The 17366-nt window shown below is 68.5% G+C and carries 13 protein-coding genes; 5 read left to right on the forward strand and 8 right to left on the reverse strand.

The window, feature by feature from the left end; all coding sequences use genetic code 11:
- Positions 1-292: 292 nt before the first annotated feature.
- Both DK427_RS02505 and DK427_RS26880 read right to left on the reverse strand, forming a co-directional pair.
- Entirely contained in the window at positions 293-1408 is a 1116-nt protein-coding gene (locus DK427_RS02505; protein ID WP_109949885.1) for a metallophosphoesterase family protein, read from the reverse strand.
- 283 nt (positions 1409-1691) lie between these two features.
- Positions 1692-2123, reverse strand: coding sequence for a hypothetical protein (locus DK427_RS26880; protein ID WP_245930769.1), 432 nt, complete (start codon positions 2121-2123; stop codon positions 1692-1694).
- 380 nt (positions 2124-2503) lie between these two features.
- Between DK427_RS26880 and DK427_RS02515 the strand changes: the two genes are divergently transcribed.
- The gene (locus DK427_RS02515; RefSeq protein ID WP_109949887.1) at positions 2504-3172 is read left to right on the forward strand and encodes a response regulator; all 669 of its coding nucleotides are present in this window, start codon (positions 2504-2506) and stop codon (positions 3170-3172) included.
- Positions 3169-4563, forward strand: a complete 1395-nt coding sequence (locus DK427_RS02520) for a sensor histidine kinase (RefSeq protein ID WP_109949888.1) — start codon at positions 3169-3171, stop codon at positions 4561-4563. Before DK427_RS02515 ends, DK427_RS02520 begins: the two co-directional genes overlap by 4 nt.
- Positions 4564-4831: 268 nt before the next feature.
- On the opposite strand, the gene DK427_RS02525 is transcribed toward DK427_RS02520, so the two are convergent.
- A complete protein-coding gene (locus DK427_RS02525; protein ID WP_109953950.1) occupies positions 4832-5587 on the reverse strand; it encodes an SDR family NAD(P)-dependent oxidoreductase in 756 nt (251 codons plus the stop codon).
- A gap of 109 nt (positions 5588-5696) precedes the next feature.
- Between DK427_RS02525 and DK427_RS02530 the strand changes: the two genes are divergently transcribed.
- Complete coding sequence (locus DK427_RS02530) at positions 5697-6590, forward strand: LysR substrate-binding domain-containing protein (protein WP_109949889.1); 894 nt, start codon at positions 5697-5699, stop codon at positions 6588-6590.
- Between the two features lie 233 nt (positions 6591-6823).
- On the opposite strand, the gene DK427_RS02535 is transcribed toward DK427_RS02530, so the two are convergent.
- The 3 genes from DK427_RS02535 to DK427_RS02545 form a co-directional block, all read right to left on the reverse strand.
- Entirely contained in the window at positions 6824-8776 is a 1953-nt protein-coding gene (locus DK427_RS02535; protein WP_109949890.1) for a cytochrome C oxidase Cbb3, read from the reverse strand.
- A gap of 366 nt (positions 8777-9142) precedes the next feature.
- Positions 9143-9418 (reverse strand): hypothetical protein, encoded by a 276-nt coding sequence (locus DK427_RS02540; protein ID WP_204165251.1) that lies wholly within the window; start codon positions 9416-9418, stop codon positions 9143-9145.
- Between the two features lie 341 nt (positions 9419-9759).
- Complete coding sequence (locus DK427_RS02545; RefSeq protein ID WP_109949892.1) at positions 9760-13482, reverse strand: vitamin B12-dependent ribonucleotide reductase; 3723 nt, start codon at positions 13480-13482, stop codon at positions 9760-9762.
- A 546-nt stretch (positions 13483-14028) separates the two neighbouring features.
- Here DK427_RS02545 and DK427_RS02550 point away from each other — a divergent pair.
- Together DK427_RS02550 and DK427_RS02555 are read left to right on the forward strand one after the other, a co-directional pair.
- Positions 14029-14445 (forward strand): NADH:ubiquinone oxidoreductase subunit NDUFA12, encoded by a 417-nt coding sequence (locus tag DK427_RS02550; RefSeq protein ID WP_109949893.1) that lies wholly within the window; start codon positions 14029-14031, stop codon positions 14443-14445.
- 81 nt (positions 14446-14526) lie between these two features.
- On the forward strand, positions 14527-15177 hold the full coding sequence (locus tag DK427_RS02555; protein ID WP_109949894.1) for a DUF2155 domain-containing protein: 651 nt from the start codon (positions 14527-14529) through the stop codon (positions 15175-15177).
- A 4-nt stretch (positions 15178-15181) separates the two neighbouring features.
- Here DK427_RS02555 and aat read toward each other — a convergent pair whose 3' ends face one another.
- Together aat and accC are read right to left on the reverse strand one after the other, a co-directional pair.
- On the reverse strand, positions 15182-15841 hold the full coding sequence (gene aat / locus DK427_RS02560) for a leucyl/phenylalanyl-tRNA--protein transferase (protein WP_109949895.1): 660 nt from the start codon (positions 15839-15841) through the stop codon (positions 15182-15184).
- Between the two features lie 169 nt (positions 15842-16010).
- A complete protein-coding gene (gene accC / locus DK427_RS02565) occupies positions 16011-17363 on the reverse strand; it encodes an acetyl-CoA carboxylase biotin carboxylase subunit (RefSeq protein ID WP_066921365.1) in 1353 nt (450 codons plus the stop codon).
- Between the last annotated feature and the right edge of the window lie 3 nt (positions 17364-17366).

Below are 17366 nucleotides of genomic sequence, written 5' to 3' on the forward strand. Positions count from 1 at the left end.
CTGTATCTACAAAAATATTCGCGAAGGAAATTCAAAAATTCCTGAACTGTTTTCAGATTAATACCTCCACTGATCAGCAGGTTAGCGACGGACGACCACCTCCGCTCTTAGGCACTCACATTCCCTGAGCTTTTGCCCGACCATGGTCGTCGTGGGGGTCGTCGTCTCGATGGCTTTGGCGGTCAGCGATTCCTCCATCGACCCGCGCATGAGGAAGCGGTTACGCCGGCTTCATCGACCGAGACGGCATCGGCGAACAGGCGGTCGAGAGGAGAAGGCCGGGAAATCGGGTCTACCAGTGCCGCCCGTTGCGGTTCGGCCCGAGCTGCGTACCGAGCACGCCTCGTTCGGGCCAGGCGCCGATCGCGTCCGCGTCGCTGCCGATGCCCCGCGAGGTCGCGAGGACCGCGTCGCCATCGGCCGGCTCGACCACATCCTCATCGATGCCGCCATCGTCGTCGCGCGCACGGACCGCGAGGCGCCGGGCGCCTATCGGCCAGTCGATGCGGGCATGATAGCGCCGGTCGTCCCCGCTGCGGTGCATCGGCCGCCAGGGCCCGTCGTCGATCCTGTACTCGCACGCCGCGACGCGGGCGTGCCCCAGCACGAGCGCGCCGACCTCCGTCTCGCCGGCGATACGGTGCTCTTCGGAACGGGCGAGCCGCTTGTCGGCCGGCGCAGTGATCAGAACGAAGGGCCAGGGCCGGGCCAGCTCCTTGAAGCGCCACGCGACCACGCCGCGATTGATCGCGGCGATGGCGTAGCCGACGGGCCCTTCCTCGATCTGTCCGGTGGAGCGGCAGGCGGCGTAGATGGTGCGCCCGTCGTTGGCGAGTTCGTTGTAGTGGGTGTGTCCCATCTCGACCAGGCAGACCGGACCGCGATGGATCAGGTCGGCGACGTGGGCAGCCTCGCCCACGGCCTTCAGATCGGCCGGATAGCTGTGCATGAAGATGGCGCAGGGCTCTTCCCGAGCCTCGGCCTCGGCCAGTTCGCGCTCAAACCAGGTGATCTGCTCCGCACCAAGGCGAAAATCCGGTCCGCCACGGCCCGAGCCGCACATATCGAGGAAGAGGCAGCGCGTACCGGAGATCACGGTCGCGTAGGGAAGCGGTGGGACGGACAGGCCGGCATAGAAGGCGTCGAGACTGCCGCCCTCCATGTCGTGATCGCCGGTGATGATGTGGACTGGCAGGCTCAGACCTTCGAGGGTGGCGCGAGCGAGCGCGTATTGCTCGGGAAGGCCATTGTCCGCGTTGTCGCCGGGCAGGAACACGAAATCGAGCCCGTCGGTCGCGCCAAGCTGCGCGATGATCGCCCGATAGTCGCGGGCGTTGTCGGCGTTCGGACCTGTGAGGTGCAGGTCGCCGACATGTGCGAAGGCCAGGATGTCGTCGCGGGCGCTCATCGTCTGGCTACTCCACGCCGACGGCGGCGCGTATCCGGCAGCTTGCTCTGTGCATGGGATAAGGCTCCATCGGCACGATCGACATCTTGGCACGAGGCGGCCACCAAAGTGGTGGCCGCCGCTTAAGTTGTCTTCCGAAGTTCTGTTCCGTTTTAATCCGTCACAAGGCTGTGATTTTCAGTGCCGGGAGGTCGCCCCGTCGTTGGATCTGCAGTCGAGAAGAATGTCGGCACAGCCCAGGATCGGCCGTCGACATCGCGGGATGCGATCGATGCGGGAAGGATCAAAGCAGCGGGCGCTCGCGAATCCGACCGTCGAAATCGACGTGCAGAAGGCGCTCGCCACCATCCGCCCCCTTGGCGGCGACCTCCAGGTGACGCGGACCGCGACCGGTGACCCGAACGTCGCTGTACCCAGCCTTCTCGACCGCCGCTTTCAGAGCCGGCAGATCCGGCTGCGGACCCAGGCCGAGCTTGTCCTTCGCCCAGTCCGCGCTGCCAGCCGGCGGACCTCCCGGCCGGCCGAGGACGACCTGCTTGCCGTCCGCGCGGGTGATCAGGCTGGCGTGCAGGAAGCCTTTCTCGAAGCGGCCCTGAACGGTGATGGTCTCGCCCTTCGTGACAAGCCCCCCGCCCTCGCCTTGCCGGCCGGTTTCGACCAAGGCGCGGCCCGTGCCGTCCTGAATCACGAACTTGTTGCCGAAGATCTCGGCCACCTCGCCCCTGGCCGCGACGGCGCCTGAGGGGGCGAGCGCTGAGATCGCCGTCGGGGTGACCGGTGTGGGTACAACGGCCTGTCCGGGTTGCGCCAGGGACAGCCCGACGGCACCGAGTGCCAGCGGCGCGGCGATGGCGCCGATGAAGAGACCGCGCCTCTTCGAGTGGAACCGGGCTGAGCCTCGCGCCCGCTCCAGTTGTTCCCGCGCCGGGCCCTCGATGATTGTATCGTCGCTCATGATCCTATTGTCCTGTTCGGTGACGTCCCTTTCGGGTCGACCAACGTCTAGGACGCCGGTCGAAACCGGCCCTGAACCACTTCGTTCAGGTTCGGTTAAACGGCGGTCGCTAGGCGCGCATCCCCAGGAACGGAGCCGTCATGAAGATCCTGCTGGTCGAAGATGACGAGGCGCTCTCCGCCGAGGTGGCCCAGGCGTTGCGCGCGGGGGGCTTCGCCGTCGATCTCGCCCGGAACGGCGTCGACGCCGGTCATCTCGGCGAGACCGAGACCTACGACGCAATCGTGTTGGATCTCGGCCTGCCCCAGCGCGACGGCGTGTCGGTGCTGCAGGACTGGCGATCAGCCGGGCGCACCGTGCCGGTTCTCATCCTCACCGCACGGGATGGCTGGAGCGACAAGGTGGCGGGCTTCAAGGCGGGTGCCGACGACTACTTAGTCAAGCCGTTCCGCGTGGAGGAGCTGGTGATGCGTCTGCGTGCCCTGATGCGCCGCGCCCAGGCCAACGGTGCAGCCCGGGTCGCGTGCGGACCGCTCACCTTCGATGCGGGGCTCGGCACTTTCGAGCACCACGGATTGCCGCTGCGGCTGACTGGACTGGAGTGGCGCGTGCTCTGCGCCCTCATCCTTCGCAAGGAGTGCGTGGTGCCGCGCGGGCAGTTGATCGAGCGGGTCTACGACGGCGATGCCGAGGTCGATTCCAACTCCGTCGAGGTCATCATCACACGCCTGCGCCGCAAGATCGCCCCCGCCGCCATCGAGACCGTGCGCGGCCACGGCTACCGGCTGATGCCGGCGGGCGCCGCGTGATCCCGCCGCTCCCGGCCAAGCCACGCCCCGGACCGCCGCGTCGGCTGTTCGGCGGCCCGGGCTCGCTGCAGCGGCGCCTACTGCTGACGGCGGGCGCGTGCCTCGCGATCGCGCTCGTCGCCGCCGGCCTCTCCATCGGCTTCATCCTGCACCGCTTCGTCCGCGGGCAGATCGACGGCCGGCTCGACGACCGCATCCTGTCCCTGGTCTCCGATCTGCAGCCGGCGGCCGACGGCACACTCTCCCTCGGCCGCGACCGGGACGGCCCGCCTTTCGACCGGGCGCGCTCCGGCTGGTACTGGCAGGTGCGCCGCGGGGAGGCCGTTCTCCGGTCCGGCTCGCTGGAGGAGCGCGACCTCGCGCTTCCGGAGATGCCGGTCCGCCGACGGGACCGGGACACCCCGTCGCCCGCGGACGGCACCGGCCCCTGGGGCGAAGGTCTGATCCTGCGAACGCTGACGGTCGAGGGCCGCGCCAGCGAGCCCCAGACCGTCTACGTCGCCTCGGCCCCGACCGCGGCCCTGCGGGGGCCGGTCCTGGAAGCGCTGCGAACGCTGCTCGTCTGCCTCGGGCTGATCGGGCTCTTGCTGTTCGCCGGCGTGCTCGTGCAGGTCCGGCTCGGCCTGCAACCTCTCCGACGGCTGCGCGACGAACTCGCCGCCGTGCGGGCTGGGGAACTCGACCGTCTTCCCGAGCGGCAGCCCACCGAGGTGCGTCCGCTGGCCGCGGAGATCAACGCGCTCCTTCATCAGAACGGGATCAACCTGGAGCATGCCCGGTCCCAGGTCGCGAACCTCGCTCATGGCCTGAAGACGCCGCTCGCAACCCTGTCCATCGCACTCGCCGAGACTGGCGGCGCGCGCGACGCGGCGCTCGCCCGGCAGGTGGACGCCATGGACCGGCGCATCCGCCATCACCTGCGCCGTGCCCGCACGGCCGCCATCGGCGGCAGCTCCCGAACAAGGGCCCATATCGCCGCCCATGTGGCCGATTTGGCGATCGCACTGCTACGCATTCACGCCGACAAGGCCATCGACTTCGTCAACGCGGTGCCAAACGGTCTCACAGCGGCCTGCGACCCGCAGGATCTCGACGAGATCCTGGGAAACCTCACCGAGAACGCATGCAAATGGTGCCGCGGACGTGTGCGCGTCGGCGCGATGCGCGAGGGCAAGGATGTCGTGATCCGCGTCGAGGACGATGGGCCGGGCCTGGACGAGGCTGCCATGGCCGAGGCATCGATCCGAGGTCGTCGTCTCGACGAAAGCCGGCCCGGCCACGGCTTCGGCCTGCCAATCGCCATAGAACTGGCGGAACTTTATGGCGGCTCCGTTGTACTTGGCGCGTCCGAGCTCGGAGGGCTTGACGCACGCTTGACATTGCCAGCCTGAATACAGCTGCAACCTTTGCCTTGATTAGACAAGGACCGATCAATTCCGGACGCACGATCGCCCGATGATGCGACCCCGCTGTTCAGCGCCTGATCGCCCGGTCGCTGCATTTCACCCCGTCCGGACCTTCAGCGGTGCTCCTCGGATGTCCGCTCGGGCTCAGCAGAGAGGGTCGCAGGCACGCGGATGGAATGTCCGGGAGGGGGCGCTCGCAGACCGTCGGCTCAGCGGCCATGACGCCGCAGAGCCGACCTTGGTCGCCGCCCGCTCAGATCTGCGCTTGCCCACCATCGACGAAGAACTCCACGCCGTTGACGAAGCTGGCCTCGTCCGACGCGAGGAAGAGGGCCGCCTTGGCGATCTCCTCCGGTTCACCCACACGCCCGAGCGGGATGCGCGAGCCCAGGACGTCGAGGAGGGCCTGCTGCTTATCGGCCTCCGCGCCGGCAAGACCAACGAGGCCAGGCGTGCGCGTCGCACCGGGGCTGACGACATTGACCCGAATGCGCCGCTCCTTCAGGTCGAGGATCCAGGTGCGGGCGAAGTTGCGCACCGCCGCCTTGCTGGCCGAGTAGACGCTGAAGGCCGGCGTGCCTTCGCTGCCGGCAGTCGAGCCCGTCAGGACGACCGCGCCGCCATCCTTGAGAAGCGGAAGGGCCTTCTGGACGGTGAACAGCGTGCCCTTCACGTTGGTGTCGAATGTGCTGTCGAACTGCTCCTCGGTGATGGCGCCCAGCGGAGCGAACTCGCCACCGCCTGCATTCGCGACCACGACGTCGATCTGCGCATGCTTCTGCTGGACCGCGTCGTAGAGGCGGTCGATGTCGGCCAGGCGCGCCATGTCGCCCTGGACGCCGGTGACGCGCCCGCCGATACGCTGAACCGCGGCGTCGAGCGCCTCCTGCCGGCGACCCGTGATGAACACCGACGCGCCCTCCGCCGAGAAGGCCTTCGCCATCGCCAGACCGATGCCGCTGGTGGCGCCGGTCACCACCACCACCTTGTTCTCGAAACGGTTCGTCATCGTCATTCTCCGTCGTTCGGCTTTGCCTGCCGTTGACGAGAGAGATGCTGTGAGAACGACGATGCGAGTAGACGGCAAACGTGGCACGTAGCGTTCCATGAGAGGAACGATGATGCGCGCCGATCTCAACGACTACCGCTACTTCGCCGAGGTCGTCGCTCATGGGGGCTTCGCCGCCGCAGGCCGAGCGCTGCGCGAGCCGAAGTCGAAGCTCAGTCGCCGGGTCGCGGCCATCGAGGCCCGGTTGGGCCTGCGCCTGATCGAGCGGTCGAGCCGGCGCTTCCGCGTCACCGAGGTCGGGCAAAGCTTCTACGAGCGTTGCCGAGCGATGATGGTGGAGGCCGAGCGGGCCGAGGCACTCGTCGCGGAGGCGCAGGCCGAGCCGCACGGGCGCATCCGCATGAGCTGCCCGAAGGGCTTGGTGGAGGTCGTCTCGGCGTCCGTTCGCGCCTTTCTGGCCCGCTACCCGAAGGTCAGCCTGCAGCTCATCGCCATAGACAGGCCCGTTGATCTGATCGAGGAACGCATCGACGTGGCCGTGCGAGTGCGGCGGGAGCTCGACAGTGACGCCTCGTTGACGATGCGCTCGCTAGGGCATTCGCGCTGGATTCTGGTTGCGAGCCCCCAGGTTGCCAGCCGACTCGGAGCTGACATCGCTTCCCTGCGCTCCGTCCCGACCCTCGGCACGAGCGACGATCAAGGCGAGGTGGAATGGCGGTTCGAACAGGCCGGTGGGACGACATATCGGCTGCGCCATGAACCACGCATGACGTGCAGCGACTTCGCGGTGCTGTGTGACGCTGCCGCGGAGGGCATCGGCATCGCCTATCTGCCCGAGCATGTCTGCGCCGCTCACGTCACCGCGGGCAGGCTCGTCCACATCCTCCGAGATTGGCAGGGCGAGGCCGGTATCGTCCACCTCGTCTTCACGACCCGGCGCGGCCTTCCGCCGGCGGTGCGCGCGCTGATAGACCACTTGGCGGCAGCCTTTCCGAAGCTGTGAGAGAGCGGCACAGCCTGCGCGCATCATCGCTCCGGTGGCTGCCCGGTAACGCCGCCGATGTCCGCTCGCCGGGCAGACGGACAGTAGGAGGGGTGATCGGTTTGGGTCATCAGCGGAATGGCCGCTCTGGGAACAGGGCCGTACGCCGGCAGACGCGCCTTCGGGGTGCGGTATCACCTCGGCCGTCCCGTCCGCGTGCATCCTCACGTTCTCGCACACGCTCCTGAGCCGGTTCAGGGCACCGGCACGTCCTCCGTCAGAGCATCAATGGAGAGCAGGTAGCCCAGCAGCGCCTCCTGATCGCCAGGGCTGTAGCCGGCCGCCGCATCGACCCAGTGGGTGTGCCCTTCTCCCGTCACGCGGGCCGTGCGCGCCGTGGCGGAGGCATGGTTAGCGGCAACGACCCGCCCGCGCAGGTCCCGGTCCACCAGGGCGCGCAGGCTGTTGCGCGGATCGGGCGCAAGGCCGCGCATGAGGGTGCCGGGTATGCCGAGCTGGACAGCGGAGTCTGCCCCGACCGCGACACCGCCGTCGTGCAGGTAGGGCGCCGACCATGCGAGGCCGACGAGATTCGGAACCTTGTAGCCGCCCTCGGTCCCGGCATGTGCCCAGCCGAGCTGGACTTGGCGAAGGGCATCGCCCTCGAGCGGGATCGGGACGATCTTCGGGTCGGCCTCCAGCGGGAACGGCGTATCGGTCGCGAACATCGTGGGAGCGGCGAGGCGCGCCTCCATCTTCGCCCCGGCGCGGGCCCGAGTTGGCTCGGTGCCGATCTCGCCCACGGGCACGATCCGGTTGTTGGTGAGCGCGGGGCCGGAATGGCAGCCGGCACATCCGGCCCGCTCGAACACCGTGCGCCCGGCCGCAACCTCCACCTTCGGGGCGGTCGGCGGACGCAGGAGGTTCTGGAAGGCCGACATGGCGTTGTTCGCGAAGTTCGCTGGCTCCCCGGGTACGGAGGCGAACAACCCGTTGTCCGTCACGTAGTTCGTTGCCGGAAAGCTCGGCAGGACGGCGAAGCGGTTGAGGCCCGGCGAGCCGGGCGTCGGGTCGAAGGCGGCCAGAAGCGCGCCCGGCGTCCTGCCGCCTTCGGGATCGTAGCGCAGGGCAGGATTGACCGCCCCCTGGAGCAGGATGCCGAGGTAGAGGTCTGTATCGAGGCCGAACAGCCAGGGCGCCGCGGCGGCGAGCTGTGTCGTATCGGAATTGGCGGCGTGCACGTTGTTGTTCAGCGACGACAGGCCGTGGAAAGGCCCGACGGCCTCGCGCCCGCTCCAGCTGTAGGGCTCGCCGTAGGCGGAGAAGCTCGACGGGATGGACGTCGGGTTCGTCACCCGGTCGGCGGAGGAGTCGAAGCTGCCCGGCGGCCAGCTCGCGACCTCGACCTTGGCCGCGGCCTCCAGCTTGTCGCGGTCCGGCAGTACCATGGTGCCTCCGCCGGCGGTCTGGACGGTCCGCGCCGGATCGCCGGCGAGGGCCGCGAGATCGACGCTGCCATGCATGAAGTAGGCGGAGGCGTTGGCCGAGAGCGCGAGCAGCAGGCCAGCGTTGAGGTCGGCGTTCGGCGCCCCCTCCACGACCTTGCCGGTGCGCGGATCGACCGCCGCATGACAGAGGGCGCAGGTGATGCCGAGGCGCAGCTGGCCGCGATCGTAGAATGTCTTCAGGCCGATGATACCGAGGCCGCCCGCCTCGACATCCAGGCCGGTCGAGACGAGGTCGCCCTTGCGCCACTGGCGCTCGCCGATCCGCACGTCGTTGGCGACGCGGACCTGAAGATTGTTCGTGGCTTGCCCGCCGAGGAGGATCACCGCGCGGGCGACCTCGTAGGGCGTCAGGGCGCCGTCGAGCATCCCCAGGACGTCAGTGAGAAAGACCTCGTTCCCGAAGGTCTCCGTGTAGAAAGCCTCCCGACCGCGCGCGACGACAGCCTCGTCGACGGCGAAGGCGCCGGCCTCGGGCGACAGCGTCCGGCGTCCCGCCTCTGTGGCCCGCAGCGCCTGCGCCTCCTCCGGACCGATGCGGCGCCCGAGGAGGTCATAAGCCGTGCGGATCGGGTAGCGGTCAGGATTCGCGAGGGCTTCGCGCGCCGGCATCGGTGCGTAGCTGAAACGGCCGAACTTCGCGACGCCGGCCGCGAGGATGAGGACAGCGCAGGCGATCAGGATCAGAGAGCGGGAACGCATGCCGAGGTCGGATCTCCGGCCTGTAGGGGTCGCCGGACAACAGGCGGCGACGGCCACGGTTCGATGACAGATCCGCGAGGCGGCAGGCGTCGTGCAGAACCGGACTCGTGTGGGCCGTCCGCATTGGGGGATGAAAGGAACTGGTGCGACGGCGTAGCTGAGTGGGGAGCGGCCCTCGAGCCCTCGTCTGAGAGCGGACGTTGTGGCTTCGATGCAGCTTCTTTAGCGAGGTTGGCCCTCTGGAGACTGAAATGATTCGACCGACAGGTTGGTACACTGATCGCGACGCCATCAGCTGCGTTGCTGGAAGCGCATGACGGCCACGCTGCTGACCGTAATGAAACACTATATTCGCTTGCAGATTTTTTAATATAAAGCAATAGTAATCAAATTATATCCGGGAACTATACGATTTTTCGACAACATACGCAGCAGAACTATTCCACGGACATCTGCACGTTCGCCGCTGTTCTTGATAGCCGTCGCTGCGGTGATGGGTGGCAGGGTCGAGAGTACGAAGCCCATTACCTTGAACAAGGCTACATCGCTGAGCATTACGACGAGGCCACCGACCGTCAGCGCGGAGAGGCCGAGCGCGAACGAGGCCGCGTGACGCTGCCACATCGTGGAGATCCCCGTCATCCGGATTCCCACGGGCAGGGATTCGATCTCGCATGTCATCGGCATTCCCTGTTGCCGACCACCGTCCTGAAGGTATCGTCGCCAGCGAAGAGTGAAGGCATGCGTTTGCGGCCCGAAGGCCCAGGGAAGCGGCGCTCCGGGCATACCGATGTGAGTGAGCCGAAATGGAAGCGGGCCGGACCTCGAGGTCACGGCCAGCCTTTCTTGCCATGGTGGGAATGTGTCGTCCGGTCCCGCCTTCGCCATCCGACAGTTGGGACCACACTTGCCTAAGGTGAGGGCCCAAAATTCCCTATTTTTGGGCCCCAGATTCCCTCTCCGTTAGAACAGGACCGGGCAGATCACGAGCACCCTGTCGTGGAACCGCAGGTGTCGCACTTGAGGCAGGTGCCGTTGCGGACGAGCGTGAAGTTCGCGCATTCAGGGCAGGCTTCGCCGACATAGCCCTTCATCTTGGCCTCGGCCCGGCGATCCGCGACGCTGCGCTCGGCGGGCTCCGCCTGCACGAAGGGAAGCGTCTCGATCGCCGAGGCCGGCTCCGCCTTCAGCGCGGTGGCGCCGCGGAGCGCGTGGACCGTGCCGCCGGCTGGCGCGCTCTGGCCAGTCGTGCCCGCGCCGACCCCGACCGTGCCGCCGGCGGGACCACCCTGGATCAGGGTGAGCCGGTCGGCCGAGCCCCGCACGAGGCCGCGGGAGACGATCGCCGCCGCGGGAGCGGACTTCGCCGCGTCGCGGGTGGTGTCGCCGCTCTCGCCGCCGCCGATCACCGTGCCGCCGATCTCGTTCGGGCTGACATGGGCGAGGTCCGCCCGGCCGAGATAGGACACCGCCAGCTCGCGGAAGACGTAGTCGAGCAGCGAGGTCGCGTTCTTGATCGCGTCGTTGCCCTGCACGAAGCCCGCCGGCTCGAAGCGGGTGAAGGTGAAGGCCTCGACATACTCCTCCAGCGGCACGCCGTACTGGAGGCCGAGCGAGATCGCGATGGCGAAGTTGTTCATTAGGCTCCGGAAGGTCGCGCCCTCCTTGTGCATGTCGATGAAGATCTCGCCGAGACGCCCGTCGTCGTACTCGCCGGTGCGCAGGTAGACCTTGTGGCCGCCGACCACCGCCTTCTGGGTGTAGCCCTTGCGCCGGGCCGGCAGTTTCTCGCGCGAGCGGATGCGCTCGACGCGCTCGATCACCCGCTCGACGATCTTCTCGGCGGCGAGCGCCGCCTTGGCGGCGGCCGGCGCCTGGACCAGGGCCTCCAGGCCCTCGTCGGCCTCCTCCTCGTCGTCCGAGATCAGGGCGGCGTTGAGGGGCTGCGACAGCTTCGAGCCGTCGCGGTAGAGGGCGTTGGCCTTCAGCGCGAGGCGCCAGGACAGCAGGTAGGCCGCCTTGCAATCCTCCACCGTGGCGTCGTTGGGCATGTTGATGGTCTTGGAGATCGCCCCCGAGATGAAGGGCTGCGCCGCCGCCATCATGCGGATGTGGCTCTCGACCGAGAGGTAGCGCTTCCCGATGCGTCCGCACGGGTTGGCGCAGTCGAACACCGCGTAGTGCTCGGTCTTGAGGTGCGGCGCGCCCTCCAGCGTCATCGCACCGCAGATATGGGTGTTGGCGGCCTCGATGTCGCGCTTGGTGAAGCCGAGGTGCGGCAGCAGCTCGAAGGTCGGGTCGGCGAGCTTCTCGGCCGGCACCTTCAGGGTGTTCGTCAGGAAGTCGTCGCCGAGCGTCCAGCGGTTGAACACGAACTTGATGTCGAAGGCCGACTTCAGGCCCGCCTCGATCGCGGCGATCTTCTCGTCGGTGAAGCCCTTGGCGCGGAGCGTCGCCGGGTTGATCGCGGGGGCCTGGCCCATCGAGCCGTGGCCGACCGCGTAGGCCTCGATCTCGGCGATCTCGGACTCGCGGTAGCCCAGCGCCCGCAGCGCGTCCGGGGCGGCCTGGTTGATGATCTTGAAGTAGCCGCCGCCCGCGAGCTTCTTGAACTTCACCAGGGCGAAGTCCGGCTCGATGCCGGTGGTGTCGCAATCCATCACGAGGCCGATCGTGCCGGTCGGCGCGATCACGGTGGCCTGCGCGTTGCGGTAGCCGTGCTCCTCGCCCAGGCGCAGCGCCCGGTCCCAGGCGGCGCGGGCGTGCTCGCCGAGGTCGGCCTGCGGGATGTTGGCGTGGTCGAGGGCCACGGGGGCGATGTTGAGGAACTCGTAGCCCTCGGCCTCGCCGTGGGCCGCGCGGCGGTGGTTGCGGATCACCCGCAGCATCGCGTCGGCGTTGTCCTCGTAGGCCGCGAAGGGTCCGAGCTCGGCCGCCATCTCGGCGGAGGTGGCGTAGGCCACGCCCGTCATGATCGCGGTGAGCGCGCCGGCGAGCGCCCGGCCCTCCTTCGAGTCGTAGGGCAGGCCCATGGTCATCAGCAGGCCGCCGATATTGGCGTAGCCGAGGCCGAGCGTGCGGTATTTGTAGGAGAGTTCGGCGATCTCACGCGACGGGAACTGCGCCATCATCACCGAGATCTCGAGTACCACCGTCCAGAGGCGGTTGAGGTGCTCGAAGGCCTCCACGTCGAAGCGCTTGGTCTGCCGATCGTACATCGTCAGCAGGTTGGCCGAGGCGAGGTTGCAGGCCGTGTCGTCGAGGAACATGTACTCGGAGCACGGGTTCGAGGCCCGGATCCGCCCGCCCTGCGGGCAGGTGTGCCAGTCGTTCATCGTGGTGTTGAAGTGCAGGCCGGGATCCGCCGAGGCCCAGGCCGCCTCGCCGATCTTCTCCCAGAGGTCGCGGGCCTGCGGGGTCTTCACCACCTTGCCGGTGGTGCGCGAGGTCAGGTTCCAGGGCTTGTCGGCTTCCACCGCCCGCAGGAAGTCGTCGGTGAGCGAGACCGAGTTGTTGGAGTTCTGGCCCGCCACCGTGAGGTAGGCCTCGGAATCCCAGTCGGTGTCGTAGACCGGGAAATCGATCTTGGTGAAGCCCTGGCGGGCGAACTGCACCACGCGCTTGATGTAGGCGTCCGGCACCGAGGCGCGCCGCGCCGCCTTGATCTCGCGCTTGAGCACCGGGTTGCGCTCGGGGTCGAAGCAGGCGTCGCCTTCCGCCTCGCACTGGGTGCAGGCCTTCATCACCAGCGTGAGGTGCTTCGAGACGACCTTGGAGCCGGTCACAAGTGCTGCGACCTTCTGCTCCTCCTTCACCTTCCAGTCGATGAAGGCCTCGATGTCCGGGTGGTCGATGTCGACGATCACCATCTTGGCGGCGCGGCGCGTGGTGCCGCCCGACTTGATGGCGCCGGCCGCCCGGTCGCCGATCTTGAGGAAGCTCATCAGGCCCGACGACTTGCCGCCGCCGCCCAGGCGCTCGTTCTCGCCGCGCAGCATCGAGAAGTTCGAGCCGGTGCCGGAGCCGTACTTGAACAGGCGGGCCTCGCGCACCCACAGGTCCATGATGCCGCCCTCGTTGACGAGGTCGTCCTGGACCGACTGGATGAAGCAGGCGTGCGGCTGCGGATGCTCGTAGGCGGTGGCCGACTTCGTCAGCGCACCGGTCTTCGGGTCGCAGTAATAGTGGCCCTGGCTCGGGCCGTCGATGCCGTAGGCCCAGTGCAGGCCGGTGTTGAACCATTGCGGTGAGTTCGGCGCCACCATCTGCTTGGCCAGCATGAAGCGCAGCTCGTCCATGAAGGCCTGGGCGTCCTCTTCGGAGGAGAAGTAGCCGCCCTTCCAGCCCCAGTAGGTCCAGCAGCCGGCGAGCCGGTCGAAGACTTGGGTCGCCGAGGTCTCGGAGCCCAGGCGCTCCTCCTTGGGCAGCTCACTCAGCGCCGCCTCGTCGGCGACCGAGCGCCAGAGGAAGGAGGGGACGTCGTTCTCCTCGACCTTGCGCAGGCGGGCCGGCACGCCGGCCTTGCGGAAGTACTTCTGCGCGAGCACGTCGCTCGCGACCTGGCTCCAGCTCTCGGGAACCGAGATGCCGTCGAGCCGGAAGACCACCGAGCCGTCCGGGTTGCGGATCTCGCTCAGGGCCTTGCGGAACGGGATGGCGGCGTAGGGGGACTGCCCGGCCGTGGTGTAGCGACGCTCGAACCGCATGAAACACACCTCTCCCGACGGGGCGTGACGGCCCCGCCCCACGCTCGCGCGCGGGATATGGTCCCAACTCTGGGGGCGCCGGATCCGACGCAGGGTAGAACTGCGGCGGGACCGGCGATGATGACGTGAAGGTGTCCGCGCGAGCCCCGAACCCGTGGCCGAGCCGCCCGAACCATGACCCGGAGATTAACGCCGAGGCCGCCTTCACGTCAACAAGTGGTGTGCCGGCTCCGAGTTCCACGCTAGATGTGGTAGGAAATGCGAAAACCCTGTGGATATTGCGGGCCGCCCGGCTAAGTGCTCTTTCGGCTTCCTGGATTCGGTTCCGGAAAATTTTCGATCCACAGGGCTCCGCAACCCCTGCGGGAAATGGCAGCCGACGCAGGATCTCGGGCCCGCCCGCGGATTCGCGCCGCGACATTTCGGCGACACCTGTGAGGGGGTGGGGACGGCTTTCGGCTGGACTCGTGGGGCCCGGCTGACCATAACCCGCCCGAAGCCTCGCGCCCGCGCGGGGATTCTCTTCGAAGGCCCCGGGGACACGCGATGGCTCTCAAGGACACGCTGCTGCGCATCTTCACGTGGTGGAACGGGCAGACGGTCTCGCTCGCACTCTACACCGCGCGCAGCGGCACCTATGTCGGCAGCGACGAGCTCGGCAACAAATACTACCGCGCGATGGGTCCGCTGATCGACCGCTCGGTGGGGCCGGAGCGTCGCTGGGTCGTCTACAACGGCTACGCCGACGCCTCGAAGGTGCCGCCCGGCTGGCGCGGCTGGCTCTGCCACAACGTTGAGGTCCCGCCGAGCGAGGAGGCGTACACGCCCCGCGCCTGGCAGAAGCCGCACGTGGAGAACCAGACCGGCTCGCCCGACGCCTACCGGCCGAAGGGGTCGCAGCTCTCCTGGGGCGCGCGGCCGGCCGCGACCGGCGACTACGTGCCGTGGACGCCCGACGCGTGAGCGCCCGCCCTCAATTCACCACCGTTCGGGTCTTGAAGGCGGTCTCGCGCGTCTGAACCCGCGTTCCCGGAGGGCCCCGCCTTGAGCCGCATCACCGCACGCCTGTCGGGCGCCGCGCTCGCCGCCGGCCTGGCCGCGCTGGGCGTGGTCCCGGCCCAGGCCGACAAGATCAAGAACCCGACGGCCGTGTTCTCGGGCCTCGACAAGATCACCGGCCGCATCGTCTCCTTCGAGGTATCGGTGGACGAGACGGTGCAGTTCGGCGCGCTCCAGCTCACCCCGCGGGTCTGCTACACGCGGCCGCCCACGGAGAGCGCCAAGACCACGGCCTTCCTCGAGGTCGACGAGGTCACGCTCGACAACAAGTACCGCCGCATCTTCACCGGCTGGATGTTCGCCGCGAGCCCGGGGCTGCACGCGATCGAGCACCCGATCTACGACGTCTGGCTGGTCGATTGTAAGGGCGGCACCGACGTGATCGCCGAGGCCAAGGAGCAGGAGGACGTGCCCGCACTCGCCTCCAAGCCCGAGAAGCCGAAGAAGGGCCGCGACCAGACGAAGACCGCCCAGCAGGTCAACTCGGCGGGCCAGGTCGACGTCGAGGCGCCGCGCGGCGTGCCGGTCCAGCCGCGCCAGAAGCCCTCGCGCAAGTTCTTCCCGTCGAACGAGGGCCCGGCGCCGGCCCCCCCGCCCCAGCAGCCGCAATCACTGTTCGACGCGCTGTTCCGCTGATCCCTCAGGCGTCGAGCGCCGCGAGCGCGTCCGCGCCGCGCACGCTCGCCGGCCACGCGTTCCACTCCGCCCGCTCGGCGAGAGCCTCGGCCAGCCGCCGCTTGTAGACGTGGCGCGGCAGCTCCTCGGCGCCGAACTGGGCGAGGTGGTCGGTGACGAACTGCGTGTCAGCGAGGCGGTAGCCGCAGGCCCTGAGGCGCCCCATCAGGTGGACCAGGGCGACCTTCGAGGCGTCCCGGACCGTGTGGAACATGCTCTCGCCGAAGAAGGCGGCCCCGAGCGAGACGCCGTAGAGGCCGCCGACCAGCTCGTCTCCCGCATAGACCTCGACCGTGTGGGCGTGGCCCTGGTCGAACAGCGCGCCGTAGAGCTCCCGGATGCGCCCGTTGATCCAGGTACGCTCGCTGTCCCGGCGCGGCGCGGCGCAGCCGGCGATCACCCCGTCGAAATCGCTGTCGCTCCGGACCTCGAACACGTCCGAGCGCACGGTCCGGGCGAGGCGGCGGGACACGCGGAAGCCGTCGAGGGGCAGCACGCCGCGCGCGCGGGGCTCGACCCAGTACAGGGTCGGGTCGGTCGCGTCCTCGGCCATCGGGAAGATGCCGGCGGCGTAGGCCTTGAGCAGGATCTCCGGGGTGATCTCCACGCGGGCGCCGTCGTGCATGAACCTGATCCGGGGCGGGGCCGGCCACAGGGCGAAGCCCGCGCCAGGCCAAGGCGTAGCGGATCCGGGCCCGCACCCACAAGCCGGGAAACGGGCCCGGGACAGGCCGCGAAAAAGGCCGGCCCCGCCGGGGCCGGCCTCGTCCGGGCCGGATGGATGCGGGAGCGCCTCAGGTGGCGAGGCCGCCCGCCTCCAGGAAACCCTCCAGCCAGTGGATGTCGTAGGCGCCGTTCTGCACGTCGGCATTGCGCACGAGGGTGCGGAACAGCGGCAGGGTGGTGTCGACGCCGTCGATGACGAACTCGTCGAGCGCCCGGCGCAGGCGCATCAGGCACTCGTTGCGGGTGCGCCCGTGCACGATCAGCTTGCCGATCAGCGAGTCGTAGTTCGGCGGGATGCGGTAGCCCTGGAAGGCGGCCGAATCGACGCGCACCCCGAGGCCACCCGGCGGGTGGTAGTAGGTGATCTGGCCGGGCGAGGGCCGGAAGGTGGCCGGGTGCTCGGCGTTGATCCGGCACTCGATGGCGTGGCCCTCGACCCGGATCTCGTCCTGGCTGACCGAAAGGTCGCTGCCCGCCGCCACCCGGATCTGCTCGTTCACGAGGTCGATCCCGGTGATCATCTCGGTGACGGGATGCTCGACCTGGATGCGCGTGTTCATCTCGATGAAGTAGAAGCGCCCGTCCTCGTAGAGGAACTCGATCGTGCCGGCGCCGCGATAGCCGAGCTTCTTCATCGCGGCCGAGCAGATGCCGCCGATCTCGGCCCGCATCGCCTCGTTGAGCGCGGGCGAGCCGCCCTCCTCCCAGACCTTCTGGTGCCGGCGCTGGAGCGAGCAGTCGCGCTCGGCCAGGTGCACGGCGTCGCCCCGCCCGTCGCCGAGGATCTGCACCTCGATGTGGCGCGGCTTCTCCAGGTACTTTTCCAGATAGACCGCGTCGTCGCCGAAGGCGGCCTTGGCCTCGGTGCGGGCGAGGACGACCGCCTGCTCCAGATCGGCCTCGGTGCGGGCGACCTTCATGCCGCGCCCGCCGCCGCCGGAGGCGGCCTTGACCAGCACGGGGTAGCCGATCTCGGCGGCCACGCGCTTGGCCGCGTCGATATCGTCGATGCCGCCCTCCGAGCCCGGCACGCAGGGGATGCCGAGCGAGAGCGCCGTGCGCTTGGCCTCGATCTTGTCGCCCATCGTGCGGATGTGCTCGGCCTTCGGGCCGATGAAGCCGATATTGTGGTGGGCCAGCACCTCGGCGAAGCGGGCGTTCTCCGAGAGGAAGCCATAGCCCGGATGCACCGCGTCCGCCCCCGTGATCTCGCAGGCCGCGATGATCGACGGGATGTTCAGGTAGCTCTCGCGGGCGGCGGGCGGCCCGATGCACACGCTCTCGTCGGCCAGCCGCACGTGCATCGCGTCGGCATCCGCCGTGGAGTGGACCGCCACGGTGGCGATGCCGAGCTCCTTGGCCGCCCGCAGGATGCGCAGCGCGATCTCGCCGCGGTTGGCGATCAGGATCTTGTCGAACATCGC

It is taken from the genome of Methylobacterium radiodurans (assembly GCF_003173735.1).
GTDB classification, from domain to species: domain Bacteria; phylum Pseudomonadota; class Alphaproteobacteria; order Rhizobiales; family Beijerinckiaceae; genus Methylobacterium; species Methylobacterium radiodurans.